This window comes from Enteroscipio rubneri (genome assembly GCF_963929405.1).
Lineage (GTDB): Bacteria > Actinomycetota > Coriobacteriia > Coriobacteriales > Eggerthellaceae > Enteroscipio > Enteroscipio rubneri.
The window spans coordinates 82864-101624 of record NZ_CAWVIN010000001.1 but is presented as its reverse complement, the minus strand read 5'-3'; the positions used below and the strand labels follow the sequence as shown (position 1 = coordinate 101624).

The 18761-nt window shown below is 61.1% G+C and carries 14 protein-coding genes; 3 read left to right on the top strand and 11 right to left on the bottom strand.

Annotated features, from left to right (window positions below; all coding sequences use genetic code 11):
• Positions 1-107: 107 nt before the first annotated feature.
• Positions 108-1904 (bottom strand): CocE/NonD family hydrolase, encoded by a 1797-nt coding sequence (locus ABGT83_RS00395; RefSeq protein WP_346685456.1) that lies wholly within the window; start codon positions 1902-1904, stop codon positions 108-110.
• A 245-nt stretch (positions 1905-2149) separates the two neighbouring features.
• On the opposite strand from ABGT83_RS00395, the gene ABGT83_RS00390 reads away from it, so the two are divergent.
• Together ABGT83_RS00390 and acpS are read left to right on the top strand one after the other, a co-directional pair.
• Positions 2150-3727 (top strand): PucR family transcriptional regulator, encoded by a 1578-nt coding sequence (locus ABGT83_RS00390; RefSeq protein ID WP_346685454.1) that lies wholly within the window; start codon positions 2150-2152, stop codon positions 3725-3727.
• Positions 3728-3851: 124 nt separating this feature from the next.
• Complete coding sequence (gene acpS / locus ABGT83_RS00385; RefSeq protein ID WP_346685452.1) at positions 3852-4223, top strand: holo-ACP synthase; 372 nt, start codon at positions 3852-3854, stop codon at positions 4221-4223.
• A 42-nt stretch (positions 4224-4265) separates the two neighbouring features.
• Here acpS and ABGT83_RS00380 read toward each other — a convergent pair whose 3' ends face one another.
• From ABGT83_RS00380 to ABGT83_RS00345, 8 genes are all read right to left on the bottom strand, one after another.
• Complete coding sequence (locus tag ABGT83_RS00380) at positions 4266-5423, bottom strand: acyl-CoA dehydrogenase family protein (RefSeq protein WP_346685450.1); 1158 nt, start codon at positions 5421-5423, stop codon at positions 4266-4268.
• An 18-nt stretch (positions 5424-5441) separates the two neighbouring features.
• The gene (locus ABGT83_RS00375) at positions 5442-7037 is read right to left on the bottom strand and encodes a class I adenylate-forming enzyme family protein (RefSeq protein WP_346685448.1); all 1596 of its coding nucleotides are present in this window, start codon (positions 7035-7037) and stop codon (positions 5442-5444) included.
• Positions 7038-7044: 7 nt separating this feature from the next.
• On the bottom strand, positions 7045-7836 hold the full coding sequence (locus ABGT83_RS00370; protein ID WP_346685446.1) for an acyl-CoA dehydratase activase: 792 nt from the start codon (positions 7834-7836) through the stop codon (positions 7045-7047).
• 40 nt (positions 7837-7876) lie between these two features.
• Positions 7877-9034: an acyl-CoA dehydrogenase family protein gene (locus ABGT83_RS00365; RefSeq protein WP_346685444.1), complete on the bottom strand. Its 1158-nt coding sequence runs from the start codon at positions 9032-9034 to the stop codon at positions 7877-7879.
• A gap of 96 nt (positions 9035-9130) precedes the next feature.
• Positions 9131-10420: an MFS transporter gene (locus tag ABGT83_RS00360; protein WP_346685443.1), complete on the bottom strand. Its 1290-nt coding sequence runs from the start codon at positions 10418-10420 to the stop codon at positions 9131-9133.
• A 140-nt stretch (positions 10421-10560) separates the two neighbouring features.
• Positions 10561-11691, bottom strand: a complete 1131-nt coding sequence (locus ABGT83_RS00355; RefSeq protein WP_346685441.1) for a 2-hydroxyacyl-CoA dehydratase subunit D — start codon at positions 11689-11691, stop codon at positions 10561-10563.
• A 5-nt stretch (positions 11692-11696) separates the two neighbouring features.
• Positions 11697-12932, bottom strand: coding sequence for a 2-hydroxyacyl-CoA dehydratase subunit D (locus ABGT83_RS00350; RefSeq protein ID WP_346685440.1), 1236 nt, complete (start codon positions 12930-12932; stop codon positions 11697-11699).
• A gap of 29 nt (positions 12933-12961) precedes the next feature.
• Positions 12962-14206, bottom strand: a complete 1245-nt coding sequence (locus ABGT83_RS00345) for a CaiB/BaiF CoA transferase family protein (RefSeq protein WP_346685439.1) — start codon at positions 14204-14206, stop codon at positions 12962-12964.
• Between the two features lie 252 nt (positions 14207-14458).
• Here ABGT83_RS00345 and ABGT83_RS00340 point away from each other — a divergent pair, with 252 nt between their 5' ends.
• A complete protein-coding gene (locus ABGT83_RS00340; protein WP_346685437.1) occupies positions 14459-15148 on the top strand; it encodes a TetR family transcriptional regulator in 690 nt (229 codons plus the stop codon).
• Here the strand turns inward: ABGT83_RS00340 and ABGT83_RS00335 are convergent.
• On the bottom strand, positions 15145-15579 hold the full coding sequence (locus ABGT83_RS00335; protein WP_346685436.1) for a PaaI family thioesterase: 435 nt from the start codon (positions 15577-15579) through the stop codon (positions 15145-15147). The genes ABGT83_RS00340 and ABGT83_RS00335 overlap by 4 nt on opposite strands.
• Positions 15580-15707: 128 nt before the next feature.
• Positions 15708-18725 (bottom strand): bifunctional diguanylate cyclase/phosphodiesterase, encoded by a 3018-nt coding sequence (locus ABGT83_RS00330; RefSeq protein ID WP_346685434.1) that lies wholly within the window; start codon positions 18723-18725, stop codon positions 15708-15710.
• Positions 18726-18761: the final 36 nt, after the last annotated feature.

Here is an 18761-nt window from a genome sequence, read left to right as displayed (position 1 = left end):
GGGCCGCGCCGATAGACGCTCCGGGCGCATCACCCTTTCGAAATGCGCCCCGGATCCGCCAGGCATGCAGCGAAGCTCCCTGAGCCCCGCCGCATGCCGGCAAGCCGCTAACCGCGGTACACGTAATCGCCGACCCGGTACTTCGGCGGCGCGACCGGGATCTGCAGGTACGAGTCGTACCGGCCGCCCGTATGGATGACGTGCATGCCGTCACCGTTGTCCGTCTCATGGTTCATGTCGGTATCGTGGAACCATTCGGTCTTAACGAAGCGGCCGGCTACCACCACGGACAGCTGCTCGCCCTTGTGCCATATGCGGGAATGCGGATAGAACTCGATGTCCACCGGCACGATCTCGCCAGGCTTCATGCGCTCCTCCTTCGTGTGCGCGTGCACGGGCTGGAAGTCGCTCGCGTACTGCGGGTCGAGCTCGCGATGGCTGCAGCGCAAGAAGCCCCATGCGCCGCGGAACGGAGCGCCCATGACGCGGATGGGCACATAGTTGCCGTCCTGGTCCAGCTTTATGATCCACGGGAACAGGTCCATGTTGTCGTGGCCGCGACATTCAACGTTGAGGTGCAGCTTCATGAAACCCGTGATCTCGGTATCTTCCTCGAAGCGGAAGTTGAAGCTCGTCGTCTCCGTCTTCGGGTCGTACACCACTTCGGACTCGTCAGCGAACGGCTCGTAACCCGCATCGCCGTCGGCGGCGTTCAAGTACAGCTTCTTGTACTCAGTGCGCTTGAGCGGGAAGCTCTCTTCCGGGCGCTTGGACGCGTAGTCGTAGTCGTAGGCGTCCATCACGTCGATGCGCACGCGCGGCGTGAACTCCCAGCCGTTGTTGATGTCTTTGAGATAGCGATCGAAGAAGCGCTTGAGATCCTCGAGGCTCTCGGGGTTGTAGCTGTCAGGCCACTCGAAATCGCGATGGGCGCGCATCCACTTCTTGGGCGAGCGGATGCGACGGAAGCCCTCGAATGCCCCGCGCAGGTGATGGTGCACCCAGCCGGCTGTCACGTACGTGGGGATGCGGATCTTGTTCCAATCGACGATCTTGTCGCGGTAGTAATTGTTCATCAGGGGATACTTCGCCACCATCGCCGGCGTGTCCTCGATGTAGTTGTTCACTGCCAGCGCTTCGATGATGTGCGTCTCGTAGTCCGGGTTCGGGATGCCGCCGCAAAAGTAGGACTCGCGGTACAGGTCGCCTTGGCCCTCCCATGCGGCCAGGCAGGCCAGATGGGGCGGACGCTGGGCGGCGATGCGCCAATGGCTCATGCACACGCCGGAGTTACCGAGCATGGTCGCCTTGCCATTGCACCATTCCTGCTGAGAGACCCACTCGATGAAGTCGTACCCGTCCTGCGCGTCCTGGCGCCCCCACAGGTACACGTCGCCCTCGGAATTGCCCACACCGCGCGGATCGACGTTGGCCACCGCGTAGCCGTTGCGACACCAGTAGCCCGGGTCGGGGGACTCGAACTTGGAATACTGCGACACCGTCTTTGGCGGTACGCCCATGAGCTGCCACGAATCCATGCCCTCGCTCGGGTTCTTGCCGAATGGCCCGAAAGCGCAGATAACCGGCACCTTTTCGGCGGTAGCGGCCGGACGGTAGATGTCTGCGTAGATGATCATGCCGTCACGCAGCACGCACGCCTGGTCGCGCTCGCAAATCACGCCGGGCAACTCGGTCAGGTACGTGCGCGGCTGGTACGGCGCACAGAAACCCATCGTCGCCACCATCTCGCCATCGCTCGACTCGCCCGATTCGCGTAGCTCACGCTTGATCTCGTCAAGCTCCTCGCGAGACTTGCCGGGGTTGCCCTTGGCGAAAGGGACTTCGAACGTCTCTCCATCGTATTCGATCGACTTGACGACGCCCGGAGCTTTTTGTTCAGCCATACTCGAACTCCTTCCTTGCATACTTCCCCGATCCCTCTCGCTCCCCTACAGAATAAGCCGCTGAGAGGCCGAGGCTTTCTCTCCGTGCATCATGCGCTCCCGTGCAGGCAGTGTCATTGGATTCAAGCACAAATCAAGGACGTTTTTCTTCACATGTTTCCCGTTTGCGGACAGAGCGAACGGCCGTGTTTGCTAGGATATTATGAAAGATTCTTTGGATATTTGCAGGCTTTTGGGGGGGATCTATGGAAGCTCAAGAGATCGTTTCGCTATTGGACTCGAGCACAATAGAATTGAAAGGCGTCTCGATTATTCATCGTCGTTTCGTCGGCATAGCCTTGCTTTCCGTTCCCATGAAGATGACACTGCATGACAAAGACGTCGCGTTCTTCGCGGCGGTGTCATCCTTCAACGAGCTGCCTGACGAGTTTATCGACGACCGCCTGTTCTTCCTGCATGTCGACGAGCCCCTGAAGCCGCTGACGCCCCGGTCGTCGGTCGTGCTCATGAGGCGCCACGACGAATGGCTCGACGGTTTCGAGCTTATCGCGCGCGAGTTTCGCGAGCTTCAGCGCAAGAAGGAGGCCGTGCTCGAGCTCACCGCGCTCGTGAACAGCGGAAGTTCGCTCACGCGGATCGTCAATGCGGCGGCAAGCATCATCGGTACGCCGGCATCCATCCTCGACACGTCGCTTTCTTTCCTCGCAAGTTCGGACGACTTTCCCGCTTGGGTTGCGGACGATGCGGACAAAACGTCGGGATGGCTTCCCGAAGACGCCCTCGACCTTATGAAGCGCAAGAACCTCATCACGCCCGATCAGCCCAGCGACCTCGAAGTGTTCGACTGGCACGACGACGAGGGAAACGTGCACACAAATTATTTCTCGTTCATACACAGCCGCGACCATATCATCGGGTCGATCAGCTTCTTCACGAAAAACGAGCGCCTGCGTCAAAGCCGCATCGACATGATCCCCGCCATCGCCCAGATCGTCAGCATCGAGATGCAGAAGAGCAACGCGTACCTGCTGAACAAATCGCTGTACTACACGCATCTGTTCCGCCAGCTCGAAGAGGGCACGTACCCAGAAGACGCCGACCAGCTGCGCCTGCGGTTCTCATTCTTCGGATATCGTCTGAAAAAGTACCTGCACATCCTGTTCGTGGACCTCTCGCACGACTATATTCCCGCAGAACGCGTGAACGCCTTGGCACGGCGGCTGCACCCGCTCGTCCCGAACAGCATATACGTCGTCGACGAAGCCGACATCGTGTTCCTCTCGAGCGATGACGAGATCCACGAAGAGAGCCTGTGCGACCAAGGCGCCCTCAGGCGCGCGCTCGCCGATTCCGCCATCGACGTGGGCATCAGCAGCATCTACCTGAATCCTGAGCGCACCCCGAGCTACATCGCCGAAGCGCGCCGCTCCATAACCACCGGCCGTAGAGTAGATCCGGACCTGCATGTGTACCCGTTCCCGCGGTACCGCCTGCTCGACATCGTGGCGAACGTCATGGACGGGCCGCTTCTGTATTCTTACCGCTATCCACCGCTCGTCCACGTGATCGACACGGACCGGGAAAACGACACGCATCTCACGCTCACCCTCTACGAATACCTGCAGAACCCCACCGATCCCGAAGCCGTGGCCCAGAAACTGTTCATCCACAAGAATACGCTGTACTATCGGCTGGGCAAGATCCGCGAGATCATGGGACGCGACTTCAAGGATGCCGAGACTATCGCTTGCATCCAGATGACGTTTCATGTGCTGCGCATCCAAGACCGGTTCGATAAGCTGATCACGCGCACGAAAGCATGAGAGAATCGATCGATCGGGCTCGGCCGCATGTTCGTCTCGGGCAGAACACGGAACTCGGGCAGAGCGACTCTGCGCGCTTTCGGGATGGCGGTACGAGCCGCTACGGCAGCAGAAAGGCATGCGGATGATCATCGGTATAGGCACGGACATATTGGAGCACGAGCGGCTGGCGGCGCTTGATGGAGCCTGGGACGATGCGTTCTTCCGTAGGACGTTCACGCAAGCCGAACGCGACGAGGCGCTGGCATCGGCGAACCCTCTGCACTATTTCGCGGGGCGCTTCTGCGCAAAGGAGGCCGCCATCAAGGCGTTTAACGGCTGGGCGGAAACCGCGAGCATGATCGACATCGAAACGCTCTCCGACGACAGCGGGCAGCCGCACGTGCGCATGCGGGGCGCCCTTGCAAACGCACTGCCCGCCGATACGAGCGTGCACGTCTCGATTTCCCACGACGAGCACGTTTCCCTGGCCTTCGTCGTAGGCGAGCGCCCCTAGGAAACGGGCATCCGTCAATCCGAAAGCCGTCCCGCCTGGGCGCTACGCGCCGTCGCGCACAGCCTCGGAGACGAGGAGCTTCGCGATCAGGCCTACCATGATCTCGTCGGTGCCCTGCGCGATCTGGTTACCTCGACAATCCTGCCAGATGCGCCCGACGCGCGTCTCATCGGTGTAGCCGGCTCCGCCGAATATCTGCAGCGCTTCGGATGCGACATCAGTGGCGGCCTTCGGCACGAAGCGTTTCATGAGCGCGCAGGCAAGACGCGCCTCGTCCCCTCCGTCGCCGGCCAGCTTGGCGGCATGGTACACGAGGGACTCCATTGAACGCAGCCGAACCTCCATATCGGCGAGCTTCTCCTGGATTTGCGGCAGGCTGCTCAGACGCCGGCCCTTTACCATGTGGGAGGCTGCATGGCCCAGGGCATCGTCCATCGCCGCGCGCGCCAGCCCAAGGCTGGATGCGCACACGAGGATGCGTCCGAGCTCGTATTGGCGTTTGAGCATGGAGGCAAGCTTGCCCTCAGACTGGATCTGCCACTTCGGATCGAGCACGACCCGATCGAACGAGATCATCGCCGGAGCCAGCATCTCCTGCCCCACGGTATTGAGCGGAAACGTGGACACGCCCTGAGTATCGAGGGGCACGAGCCAAAGCGATAGGCCCCCGTCGGCGCGCCCGAAGATGGGATCGGATGCCAGCACGAGGGTATCGGATGCGAACTGCCCGTTCGATACGAACGTTTTCCGGCCGTCCAGCACGATCTCGTCGCTCTCGAGCGACACGACGGTCTTCACGGCGGACGCGTCGCTGCCGGCAGCCTCTTCGGAAAACGCCTGCGAGAACGTCACGCGGCCGCTGCGTGGAAGAAGGTCTTCGGCGATCTCGCGCTGCGAGAGCGATCTCATGGTGGACAGCAACGCCATGGAGATCATATCGGACAGGAACGGCAGCGTCGCTCCGGCACGGCGGGTAAGCTGCATGGTCACCGCGACGCGCTCGTCGAACGGACATGCACGCCCTCCTGCATTGACGGGCATCACATAGGATCCCAGCTCGCTTCCGAAGAACGCGTCGTAGAGCGAGTTGGGTACGCCCCGCGACTCAATCCATTGACGGATACGCTCCTCGTTGAAATGCTCGTCGCAGAATTCGTCGACGAGTTTGATAACTTGGCTATACGATTCTGAGATATCCATGGTCCGCCCCATTGCCGTTTATCGCTCGCGCTCGCGCGTCGCTCGGTTTGCGCGCTCAAGCGCGCCCTTCACGTGGTTCATCAATGCGATCCTGTCGATTTTACCATTTGCCAAATGAGGGAGCCGATCCATCTTCAGAACGGTATCTGGGATCTTGCACTTCTCGATACGCCCGACCGCATACGACCTCAGTTCGCGCGTCGACGCGTCGGAGCCGGGCCTCGCGATGGCGCACAAGCATGTGCGCTCCCCCAATTCGGGATCGTCGTAACCGACAAGGCAGCATTCCGACACGTCGCGATTCGCCTGATAGACGGCCTCTACTTCCGCCGGAAAGATGTTCACGCCACCGCGGATGATCATCTCCTTGATGCGCCCGACGATGGACAGAAGCCCATGTTCATCGAACGCGCCCACATCGCCCGTGTGCAGCCACCCCTCCTCGTCGAGATCGAGCCGATACCCACCGTCGTCCTGGATAACGCCCACCATGAGCGTCGGGGTCTTCACCAGTATCTCGCGGGTGTCGGGAGCCAGCTCGATCCGAACGCCGTCTACCCCCGCACCCACGGTGCGAGCACGGACGGACACGGGCAGTTCGAGCGGAGTGACCGTCAACGTAGCGGCGGTCTCGGTCATGCCGTACGATTGCATAAGGCGGCACCCCCACCGGCGTTCGAATTCATGCAACACCGATTCGGGGCAACTGGCGCCGCCGACAAGGCCAGTCCGCAGCGTCGACAGATCCCAGTCGTCATCCTGGTTCGCGCGCAACTCGCGCAGAAACATGGTCGATACACCGAAATGAACCGTCGCGCAGGTGTCCGCAATGAGCGACAAGGCGGTTTCGGGCCGGTACTTTGCGCTCGTCACGATCGTCGCGCCGGCAAGCAGGGCTGCGTACACGCCCACGATGCCGAACACGTGGGCGAAGGGCACCGGCACGTACAGCACGTCGTCCTCCGACAGGGACAAGGCCTCTTGAAGCGCGCAGGCGTTGCGCGAGAACGACGAGGCCCGGTTGACTATGGCCTTCGGCGCGCCGGTGGAACCGGACGAGAAGAGCACGATCTCGGTCTCGCCCGGATAGCCGGGGAACTCCCAGGCCTTGCTGAGCGACGCCATCCTCGGCGCATCTTCGATGCGGAAGACCGAAGCATCCAAGCCGCCCAGCGACAGCACTTTCGCATTCGGAAAGAGCTCGCGCGCATAGGCGCAGTGCGCCTCATTCGAGGCGACGACCACGCGAGGATCCACCATGTTCGTGCAGCGTTCGAAATCGTCGCGCTCAAGCGTCGGCGATAGGTGCACCAGCCGCGCGCCGCACATCTGCGAGGCGGCCATGATGCACGGCACAGCAATGAGGTTCGGCGCCGCCAGCACCACGGTGTCCCCAGGCTCGACACCGCATTCGCAACGCAGCCGCCAGGCCAAATCGTTCGTCATGAGGTAGGCGTCGGCATAGGTCGCGCTCTCGTTCGCCCCGATGGCCATCGGCTTATGCGGATTGCGCGCGTATCCCTCGAACAGGGCGCGCGCGAGCGTGAGCGGGGGGAAACTCTTATTCGCCAGCTCCATGGCCTCGCCCGATATCCGATCGCAGCTCGCCACCATGGCCGAATCACTTGTCCTTGCACTTCTCGAGCGCGTAAAGAGCTGCGCCGAAAGCACCGTTGAATTGTGATAGGGTGGATGTGCGCACCGGGCGGCCGATGCGCGCCTCAAGCCGTTTGCGCAGCCCGTCATTAAGCGCCACGCCGCCCGTCATGGCCACGTCGGGCTCGACGCCCAAGCGGCGCATCAGGCCGTAGGTACGCTCCACCACCGACGCATGGATGCCCGCCACGATATCGGGGATGGGCTCGCCGGCGGCCATCTTGGAGATGACTTCCGATTCGGCGAACACCGTGCATGTCGATGAAATGGACGCGATGTTTTGGGCTTGCGCATCGTATTCCGACAGCTTGGACACCGTACACCCGAACACCGAGGCCATCACATCGAGGAAACGGCCCGTTCCTGCCGCGCACTTGTCGTTCATGACGAAGTTCTCCAGCCGGCCCCGCTCGTCGATGCGCAGGACCTTGGCATCCTGCCCTCCGATATCCACTACCGTACGGACGGCGGGAAACAATCGAGTCGCGCCTTTCGCATGGCATGAAAGCTCCGACATCTGCATATCGGTCCATGGCAGCAGATGCCGCCCGTAACCCGTGGCGCACGCGAAGCGCACCTCGGATTGCCCGGCGCCCGCCTGTGCAAGCGCCTTGTCGAGCGCCACCTGGGGCCCGACGGTTCCGGCCCCTGAGGTGTGCAGGGCCGAAGCGACCGCCGTTCCCGCCCCGTCGACGATTACGCACTTCGAAGCGGTGGATCCCGCATCGATTCCCAAGTACAGCGGTGAGCATCCCATGGCATGCCTTCCTGTTCGAACGGGCGAAACCGGTCGCGCGCTACTTGCGGGCGTATTTCTTGGCCAGCTGGCGTCCCGCGATGTAGACCATGATCTCGTCGGTGCCGCCGGCGATCTGCATGCCGCGCACATCGTTCGCAATGCGGCCCACGCGCGTCTCGGTGGTGTATCCCAGGCCCCCGAATATCTGGACAGCCTCGCTGCATACCCAGGCGCATTGCATGGCCCCGTAGCGCTTGAGCAGCGCGGAGTCGATGCGGATAGATTCGCCTCGGTCCATCTTCCACAGCGTTTTGTACAGCATGTTGCGCGTGTTCTCCAGTGCGATCTCCATATCGGTGAGCTTCTGCTGGATCAGCTCGTAGGATGCGATAGGCTTGCCGAACACGATGCGATCGCTCGCGTACGCAGCGGCATCGTCCATACAGGCCTGCGCGCAGCCGAGACACTGCGCCACGATGAGCGAACGCTCCATCTCGAAGTTCTTCATGAGGTTCTTAAAGCCGGCGCCCTCCTCGCCTACGCGCATGTCCTCGGTCAGCACCACGTCGTCGAAATACATCTCGCAAAACGGCATGATCTGCTGGCCGCGCTTCTCAAGCGGCGCGGTGGACAGCCCTTCGGACTCCAGCGGCACCAGCCACATGGACATGGAGCGGTTCTCGGGGGAGGGATCCTCATCCTTGGACACCACGAACACGTAGGGGAACACCTCGCCCTGCGTCACCCACGTCTTTTGCCCAGAAAGGACATAGGTGCCGTCGGCCTGCTTCCTGGTGACCGAGGTCATGGATGCGTTGTCGGATCCGGCACCCGGCTCGGAAAAGCCGAGGGAGAAGATAGGCTTGCCTGTTTCCAGATAGGCGTCCATGCACATCCGAACTTGCTCGGGGCTTCCGAAATCGATCATGTCGCACATGGCCAGCGTGTTGTTGAGAAATGGCGTGATGGTGCCGGCGCAATGGGCGAACTCCTCGGTGAGGATACCTAACGTCACCCGGTCGCAGGGCACGCCGCCTAGCTCTTCAGGAATGCCCATGAGCCCGAAACCGGCCTCCAGATAGGCTTTGATCAGCTCGTCGCTCATGCCATGGTTCTCGAACATGGCCGAAATCTTGTCTTCGTCGAGATTGCGCTCGCAGAACTCTTGGATGCTTTCGATCAGAAGCTCCTGCTCGTCGGTGAGGGAGAAGTCCATTGCGTGCCTTTCTTGTCAGAGCCGTGCCTGCATCGGTGCAGGTCGCGGCAGGTGTACCTGCGAGGCGCACGACCAGCGAGACGCCTCGCACCCGGCCTAGTCGGCCGTCTTTTCCAATTTCTTGCTTCGCGTCAGTGCGAACAGGCCCAAAAGGAAGCTCACGACCATGATTGCCAGGCTCATAGCGAACATGATGGAGAAGCCGTTCGGCAAATCGACGATCCAGCCCCAGAACGTGGCAGCCACTACGCCGCCCAACGCGCCGGCCATGGACACGCGCGAATAGATGTTGGTGTAGTCGCGCGAACCGAATACCGTGCGGGTGAGCAGCGGCGTCTGCACGGTTGTGCAGGCGTACACGAACCCGAATAGGAACGCGCCTACAAGCAGGACGGCCGCCTGTGCCGGCAAGAACCACATGAGCGCGACACCCACGACGCCCGAACAAATGCCCAGCGCCATTCCCCCCTTGCAGCTTCTATCGTTCACCAGGCCCAAGATAACCTTGCCGATAGCCTGGCCGGCCATGCATGCCGAAGCGATCATTCCGGATAGCGCGGCGATCTGAGGCAGCGTGCCTTCGAAAGACTGACAATACGAGGGGAGGAACTGATAGACGGTCTGGTTCACCGTGATCAGGAAACCGAACGCCGCGATGGCAAAGAACGCCGTGGTCTTCATGGCCTTGCCGGCCGATACGCCCAACTCGACTGGGGCAGGATTCGGTGCACCCTCTGCCGCGGAAGCCTCTTGCGCGCCGTACGGCGAGAGCCCTTTGTCGGCCGGCTTCGAGCGCACGACGAAGATCGTGAACGGCAGCGTGGCCACCAGGACGATGATGCCGAATACCAGGTATCCGGTGCGCCACCCTTCGGGCCCCGCAGCGATGAACGCCGTTCCCACCGGGTTGAAGATGACGCCGCCGATACCGGTGAACGCCATGCACAGGCCGACGAAAAAGCCGACCTTCTTCTTGCACCAAGCGTTAATGAGCGAAGGAACCGCCAGGTAGATGAGCGGCGCCGTGCCGATGCCCAGCAGAATGCCCGCAAGATAGAACTGCCACACCGCCGAAAAGAACGACATGGCGATGAGCGTAAGCCCGTCGATCGCGACGCAGACGGAAAGAACCGCTCGCACGTCGAACCTCGACATGAGCTTTCCCCCAATGGGCAGCATGACCATCATCGCCAGGTTTAGCAAGCTGAAATACAGCGTGAATTCGGCTTTCGAAACGCCGAAATACGAGCTGACCGGCGTGAAGTAGATACCCGCGCAGCTGAGAACGAGCGCGCAAGGTATGCACGTGATGGCGATGCCCGCCGCCACAATCAGGTAGGCGTAATGGAATCCGCCCTTTCCATCTTTGACAGAACCAGAAGACATAGTGCTCTCCTTTCAGTCAGTTCGCCCCCAAGCGGACGATGAACGATGGCTGCAAAGATATCTTCCACCGCGGCTTTGCAGCGGTTCTTCCGCTTCGCCCCGGCGCAAACCGCGCGGGGGCGAAGTGCCTTCCATCGTGCTTACCCCAGCAAATCCGCAAACGTTTCCAGTTGCGTGCGGGCCTGTTCGTAGCTTTCGGTCGACTGGTCCACTTCGATGGTCACCGCAGGAATGCCCGCCTTCCCAAGCGCCTTCTTCACGAGCGGAGCCTCAAATTCCTCGGGATCGCAGAACTTCGCCAGTAGGATGACGACGCCGGCGGCGGCGTTGTCCTTGGCGAGCTCGACCACCTGTTCGATATGCTCTTTCCTCGGGTCGAACAGCTCGGTGTCGGCTCTGAGCGCACACCAGCCGTCGGCCAGCGCCTCAAGGGGATCGCCCGTCTCGGGCACTTGGCGCGAGAACGCTCGGGACTCCTTGGCCATGTCGTCGGCGACGATCGCGAACCCGTTTTCCTCGAGGATGGCCGTGATGGCCGGAATGTCCTCATAGATGCCAGAGAGCACGATGGGCTTATAGCCGGAGAGCGAAACGGGTGCTGCGGCAAGCGCTGCGTTGAGCTCTTGTACCATCGACATATGCTCGGCCTTGTCCATATAGTACCCAGCGTTGATAACAGACGAACGGGCGGACACGCTCACCTCGGCCGGATGCTGGCCGGCCAGCGCGACGAACTCGCGCATCGTCGCGCGCCATTCGTTGTACAGCTTGATGGAGCGCGCCAGGGCCTCGTCGGTGACAAGCGCGTCGCAGCACTCTTCAACACGACGCTTGACCTCGGCATACGCCTCTACGGTGTAGCGGCGGCCCGCTTCGATGAACCGGTTCTGCGCATTGGTGACGTAGATCATGGGAACCTTGCTGCCCATGCCGGCCTTCCAGTTCTGCGAGAACGCGCGCAGCGTGTCGCATAGTCCGGTGATCATCATGCCCGACAGCTTGTCGAGCGTGCCGGTCAAACCCATCTCCAGCGTCATCTGGCACAGCGAGCAGTAGAACGGCGGGAAGTACTTCTTCGCCTCGACAGAGGATCCCACGCACCCCCACACGCCGAACGGCACGGCGCCGGCGGCGTGCACTAGCTCCTCGGGCACATGGTACGGGCCGACGCCGACAACGCGCTTGCCCGCTGCCAGGTGCTTCTCAAGCTGGGCGTCGGGATCGACGGCCACCTCGGCGAAGGCGGCTAGGAGAGTATCGATACATGCCATGTCTTTTACGCTCCCCTCTTGTTGCTTTCCATGACCTCGACCAGGCCTTGGACGCGCGTGTCGTACTGAGCCTCGCTGAAGTTGCGCGGATCCGACTGGTCGCCATCGAAGGTGACGATGGGGATGTCGAGGTCCTGAGATATGCGGCGACCCATTTCAGGGGCGATGCCCGACCACATCTTGCACGAACGGTTGATGTGCACCAGCCCGCCATCCACCTTGCCGTCAAGGCACAGCTTCTTGCGCAGCTCGGTGGCGCGTTCGAGGTTGATGGCGTTCGGCACGCCCGCATACGCCTTCATCATCTCGTCGGTGTTGTCGTAGGTGAAGGCGAACGAGGGCCCGTACACGCATGCGGTGACGTTCGTCCCGGAGTTCTTAAGCGGGCTGAACGTGGCGCGCAAAAACGGCCAGCACGCAATGCCCTCGAACATGACGCGGTTTGTCTCTTCCACCTTGAAGGTGGACCTGTGCTCCGAGACGAACTGCTTGTACTCCTCGATAAGCTGCAAGAACCCGTCGAGCGATTCCTGCTTGCCGCGCGCCATCGTCGCCACAGCCATATGGTTGAACAGCTCGAAACCGTTGAGCGGCGAGGGCTTGTAGCACATGTACGTGGTGGCCTCGAGCCAGGCCTCGCCCACTTTGACGGAGCGCTCGCATACCTTCAGGAACGTTTTCTCGTCCCAGGTTTTGCCGGTGATCTCCTCCAGCTGGCGAATGCAGTCGTCGAACTGGCCTTTCATATAATCGACGCGCTTCTGGTCCACGTCGTACTTGTCGTTGAACGGCACGTCGATCATTATGACGGGGATGTTCAGCATGCGCCCGATGTTCTCGTACCAGTTCATCATGCAATTGCATATGTTGTTGCAGCACAGGACGAAATCGGGAAGCGGCATTTCGCGCTCGCCGTTCGGGCAAGCCCCCAGATCGGCATACGCCAGGCTGATGCGGGCGTACGCGCACAGGTCGTTGGAGTAGCCCAGGTCCCCCTCGGTATGCTCGAGCAGGGGAAGGCTCCCGCCCTTCGCTGATATGGCGGCCGCCTGGCTTTCCGGATAGACACAGTGCAAGCCCAGTGTTTCGGGAATCTCCTGAGGGAAATTCGAGGATATCCAGCCGACCTTTTCCCCGCGGGCCTTCGCCTCGATCGCGTCCTCGTACACCCGATCGGCGATGTTTGCCAGCACCTTCTTCGCCGGCAGCTTCTCCTCGGCAGTGCTTTGCTCAGTGATCATTGGTCCCCCTTTCGTTTGCGTCGATGCCGTTACTTGCGTGCGCCCTGCATCACGACGCCCTCTTTAGCCATTGCCGAAATGTCCGCGTCGGAATAGCCGAGCTCCTTGAGCACGTCTTCGGTGTCCTCGCCCAGAAGCGGAGCCTTCTCATAGGGCGGAAGCGGCGTCTCTTCCAGATCGATGGGCGTGCGCACGAGGGCTTTGGGGCCGCGCGGATAGTCCATCTTGTAGAACACGTCGTTTGCCCACGCCTGCTCGTCGTCCACAACCTCTTCGTAGGTCTTGCACAGCGCGAAGGGAATATCGAGTTCGGTGAGGATAGGGGCCCATTCCGCGGCGGTTTTCTGCTGGAAGCCCTCTTGCACGATGTCGTACATCTCGCCGACCCGGCCCTCGTCCTGCATCTTCTTCTGATTGCTCAGGACCGGGTCGTCGATGAGGTCCTCGCGACCAATGGCTTTCATGATCAGCGGGAAGTAGATGCCGTAGTTGGGACCCATGACCTGCAGGAAGCGATCGTCCTTGGTCTTGACGGCGGGCTGGTAGGGAAGCGGATTGTCGCGACGATCGAACGGATAGTGCACGCCGTTGAACTCCGTGCCGTACTGAGCACCCTGAATCTGGAACGACTGGACCCACACCGCGGTATGCAGCAGGTTTGCGGAAACCTTCTCGCCTTGACCGGTTTTGGAGGCGCGCAGCAGCGCCGCCAGCACGCCGGCGGTCAGCGCGAGCGCAGCCTGATGATCACCGAGCGCGGGGATGAGGTTGGTGGGCACGGTGCCCTTCTGATACAGCGAGCCTGCCCAGCCGGAGCGCGCGAAGAACGCGGTATAGTCGAACCCGGGCAGATCTTTATCGGGACCCTTGTCGCCATAGCCCGTCAGGCTCGCGTACACCAAGCCGGGAAAGCGCTCCTTGAGACTCTCGTAGGTGAGGTTCTGGCGGGCAAGCGCCTGCGGACGCCAGTTGGTCAGGAACACGTCAGCCTCATCAAGCAGCTTGAACAGCACTTCCTTGCCCTTTTCGCTGCGCATATCCAAGACGATGCCCTTCTTGTTGGCATTCTCCAAATCGAAGTTCGTGTCTTCGAACGGATCGCTCGGACGACCCTCGTTCGGCGCCGTGAAGCGCAGATTATCGCCTTTTGAGGACTCGATCTTGATCACTTCCGCTCCCATGTCGGCCAAGATGCGGCCCACGGCGGGAACAGCGATAAACGTCGCCATCTCGACGACCTTGACCCCGTCCAGCGGACGCTTGACATCCTCCATACGTACCTCCTCAATCGAATTGCAAAGTGCGATTCGCCGATGATCCCATCGGTTATAGGAAGAGTATGATTTCTTACAAGCGGCCATTTAATAGTCAAAATTTGTTTTTATCTATTTGGCACGAGAATAAATCGATCGACGCACTCGATCGAAGTGAGCGAATCAAACGAAACGAAGATCAACGTCTTCCGATCTCATATGGATTCGGTTTTTGTCTATAATGGAAACGCATGGCTGCCCCAAGGAGGCTCTATGAAACGGAATATGCGACAGACCATTGCTGACGCCTTCGTTTCCATGGTCGAGGAAACATCGCTTGCCCGCGTGCGCATCGCCGACATAATCGCGAGGCTCGACATAAACCGAAACACGTTCTACTACCATTTCTCCAGCAAGTACGACGTTGCGCTCTGGGTGCTCCGCACCGATCTCGATGCGGAGCTGCGCGCCGCATTGCCGGACAACGAGCTGGTGTGCCTGCCCCTCGAGTCGAAGCGGTGCATCGAGACGCCGCTCGCGTACTATGCGCACGTGGAAACCGGCGCTCGGACGCTCGATTGTTCGAAGTTTCTCAAAGCGTTTGCGCGCTGCACCCTTGGGCGGCAGGATTTCTACCGCAAGCTGTTCGATATCCGCGAACTCGAGTTCTGGCACTGTCTGACGGACCTGTACTATCCGGCCGTCGAAGGCGATATCGAGTTCATCTTGGGCGGGCGCTACATGCCGGACGCGACGAGGGGCATGCTCGCCTCCCTGTGCACGCGCCACCTACTGTCGACCGTCGCGTTCTGCCTGGAGAGCGATGAGCGCGAGACGCTGCTCAACGACAAGGCGAACCCTTTCTGGAATATCGTCCACGAATCGCTCTACGCCGCCATCCAGTCGCACCCCATCAATCGCTACGGCCCCCGAGCCGAGGCCCGCTCCAGCCGGCCTTCTTAGCGTTCTTTGGCCGCCGCGAGCTCGCGCTCCTTCTGGGCTAGGCGCTCAAGACTGACAACTTTCGTCACGATAACGCCGTCGGACACCACGTCCCCCACGTCATCGTAGGCGGCCACGTTCCAAAACTGCTTGACAGAACCAGTATGTCCGGACGTCTCCACTCGGTCCAGCTCGGCCACGCCGCGCAGCATGCCCTCCTTGCCGCTCTTGCGATGGCGCACGGTCACTTCGATGCCGAAAGGAAGCTCCTTGCTGAAGTCAGTGTGGCATTCGGCGCCGTAGCTGGCCGCAGATTCGAGCAGGGCGATGGTAACGCCCCCGTGCAGAAAGCCGTGCGGCTGATAAAGATCGGGGGTTATTGGCAAAACCACCTCCACGCGCTGCGGCGTCTTGGAAACGGTGGACATATGCAGGGTTTCAACCAGCGACATGCGATCCTCCTCGGTCAGCCCGTCTGCCGGCGGGCGCGCGATTCCGCATTTGAGTATACCCCAACCCTCCGAGCGCATCACCGGACAGCATGCGGCTCGCGTCCCTCTTTCTCGAACGCCCCCATCCGTCAGCCTGTTCGGACGAGCGAGCGGATGAGGCGTTTGATGTCCTCGGGAATGTCGCGCAGCTCCGGGGCCGGACGCGCAAGCAGGTACCCTTGCAGGTAATCAGCACCGAGCGCTATGAGCGCGCGCAGTTCGCCTTCGGTCTCGACACCTTCGGCAATGACGCGGATCCCGCGATCGTGCGCAAAGCTGATGAGATTTTTGGCGATATCGCAGCGATCCCTGACCGTATCGATATCCCGGACGATCTCCATGTCGAGCTTTACGTAGTCGGCCTGATAATCAAGCAGCGATGTCTCGCCGTTGTAGCCGCTGCCAAAATCATCGATGGCCAGGCGGGCGCCGAAACGATGCGCAAGCGCCTCCTTGTACATGGCCATTTCGCGGCTGTAGTCATTTTCGGTGATCTCGATCACTACGCGCGAGAGCAAACCGTCAAACCGTTCAACCAGCTCAGCTTCGTCATCGGCCGAAAGGCGCTGAGTGGCGATACTGTTGACGAACAGCGTGGCACTGCGGTCTCCCTTGCAGCGCGCATATGCCTCGAGCGCTCCGAAGAACGTCATATGCTCGACGCGGTAGAGCTTCGACTGAGAGCGGGCGAGTGCGAGCACGAGATCGGGTGTCGGTATGGTGTCGAGCAGCGGGCGCATGAGCGCCTCATACGCGGCCACCTCGCCCGCCCGCGCATCCACGATGGGCTGGAAATGGTAGTCAACCAGCTCCTCGTCGAGCAGCCTGTTAAGCTCCTCGCGACCGTTCACCATGATCGATTGCTTTTCGTAGGTTTGACGATCGAAGGAGATGAGCTCGCCCTTGCGGCTGTTCTTCGCCAAATACATGGCGAAGTCGGCGTACTCGCGCAATTGCACGTACTCGCAAGCGTCGGAGGGGTAGTAGGCAACTCCGGTGGATGCGCGAACCTTGAGCACCTTGCCGTCGGGCGCCTCGAGAAGGCTCGCATCGAGGGCGCGACGGAATTCTCCGAGCAGCGCCTCAGCCTCGTCCCGATCGGCGCACGCGTCCACGAATACGAGGAACTCATCGCCGGATATGCGCGCAAAGCAGCCTTTCCCGCTGAACACAACCTCGACGGCTCGGCCGGCCGCTTTGATGTACTGGTCTCCCCAATCATGGCCATAGGTGTCGTTGATGAACTTGAGGTTATCGAGGTCGAGCATGAGCATGGCACCGAATGAAGGCGGATTCTGATCGAGCAGCTCCTTGACGGACTGTTCGAACGCACGTCTGTTCGCCAACCCGGTAAGAATATCGTGATCGCGCTCGTGCTCTATGCGCCGGCGGGTCTCGATCTCCTGCGTCACGTCCTCTGCGAGGCCGTAGGTCCGCTTCCTCTCGTCGTCGACCACCACAACGAGACGCACCCATGCTGCCCGATGAGGGCCGGAAATAAGATAGCGCCCCTCGGCCTCGGATTCGATATAGGGAACATAACCCCTCATAAGTGTCTCGAACTCTTCAGCCGAGGGTGGATTTTCGGCCATGCGGCGCGGGTTGAAACGGGGGCTGTCGGGCGGTTCGAGCACCGCGAGCGTGGAGAAGAAGCCGTCAGTATAGGTGATCGAACCGGTTTCTTGGCTGTACTCAAGCGCTCCAATGCCGCGATCAGACAGCCGCAGTATCTGCGAGAGGCGCGATGCGGACAACGCCACTTCCGCGCCAAGCGCGGCGATGGAATCCGAAAGCTCGTCCACCTCCACGATACCGGTCGGCGTAAAAGAGATGGGCTGTTCGGGCTTCGTTTTGCGCACTTCGGCCATAAGGTGGCGCAGGCGCGACGATGACAGCCATGCCGTGAGCGCGGCCACCGCCAGCCCAATAAGCAGCGAGGCGGCGAACACTTCGATCAGGCTTTTTGCGAGCGAGTGCGAAGCAACGAACAGGTCGTTCTGCCGTTCGAGCCCCACGAGCGCCCAATGCTCCGAGGCAAACGGCGAAGTGCTGTCGTAGAGCATGATCTCGGCGGCGCTCGCCGCGGCACGCATGTCGGGCGACGGATCGGACGGCGCATCGATTACCATACGCTTCTGCTCGTCGAGCAGTGCCGTAAACGAGCCGTCCTCCACGTACAGGCTTTGAGTCGCGCCTGTTGCCGCCAGCACTTCATAGGAACGTTCGACGCTCTCGGCGGGCTCTACCCCGTCATCGCGCGTGAAGCCCTCCTCGTCGGTGACTGTCAGCAGATACGAGCCCTCGCCCTCGGCGTTCAAATTGACATAGGGGAAGAAGGACTCGACGCGATCGAGGCGGACCTCCACGCCCAGCACGCCGACGATGCCGCCCTGCGCGTCCTTGATCGGCAGGCTATAGGTGATCGACGACGTGCCCACCCAGCCAAAGTCCACCGGCCGCCCCCAATAGCCAAGATCATTCACATCGGCATCCGGGTGCTGCTCAGCCGCTCGCAAGGGTTTGTAGTAAAACGCGCTGCGGTCGTCCCCTTCGGCCGCAAGAGGAAACGTAGCCGACCACTGGCTGTCGAGCGCCACCCCCGATTCTCGGCCGATGCTGATAGGGCAGGCGGCCAACAGCAGATCGGAACGATTCGCGACGCTGACCTTCGGGTTCGAGTCGCGCACATACAAGGCCGTGCGCGCATCTTGCCGCCCTTCGGCCTCTCCGTTCGCCAGCACCAAAAACACGCCGTCCACCTCGGCCCGCTGCGCGAACAGCAGCATATCGTCGCTCACGGTGCCAACAAGCGAAATGGCAAGGTCGCCGCCAGCTTTGATGTCAGACGCCGTCGCGCCGCGCGCCGCCAGCTCGACATCGATCTTCGAGGCTATCTGATCGGACGCTTCTTCGAAGTCCGACCAGCGGAAGATCATGTCGTTCTCCAGGTAGCCCGCACTGCTCGCGACGCGCTCCGAGAACAGATCGTAGGCGTCGTCTTCCATTTGGCCGAGCATCTCGCTTCGCGCAAGGACGAACGCGCACACGACGACCTGGATTGCTAGCGCGATGCAGAAGGGCACGACGACAAGGACCTTAAAGGTCAATCCGTGCCGTGAGCCTTCGCCGTGCCGAGAACCCCA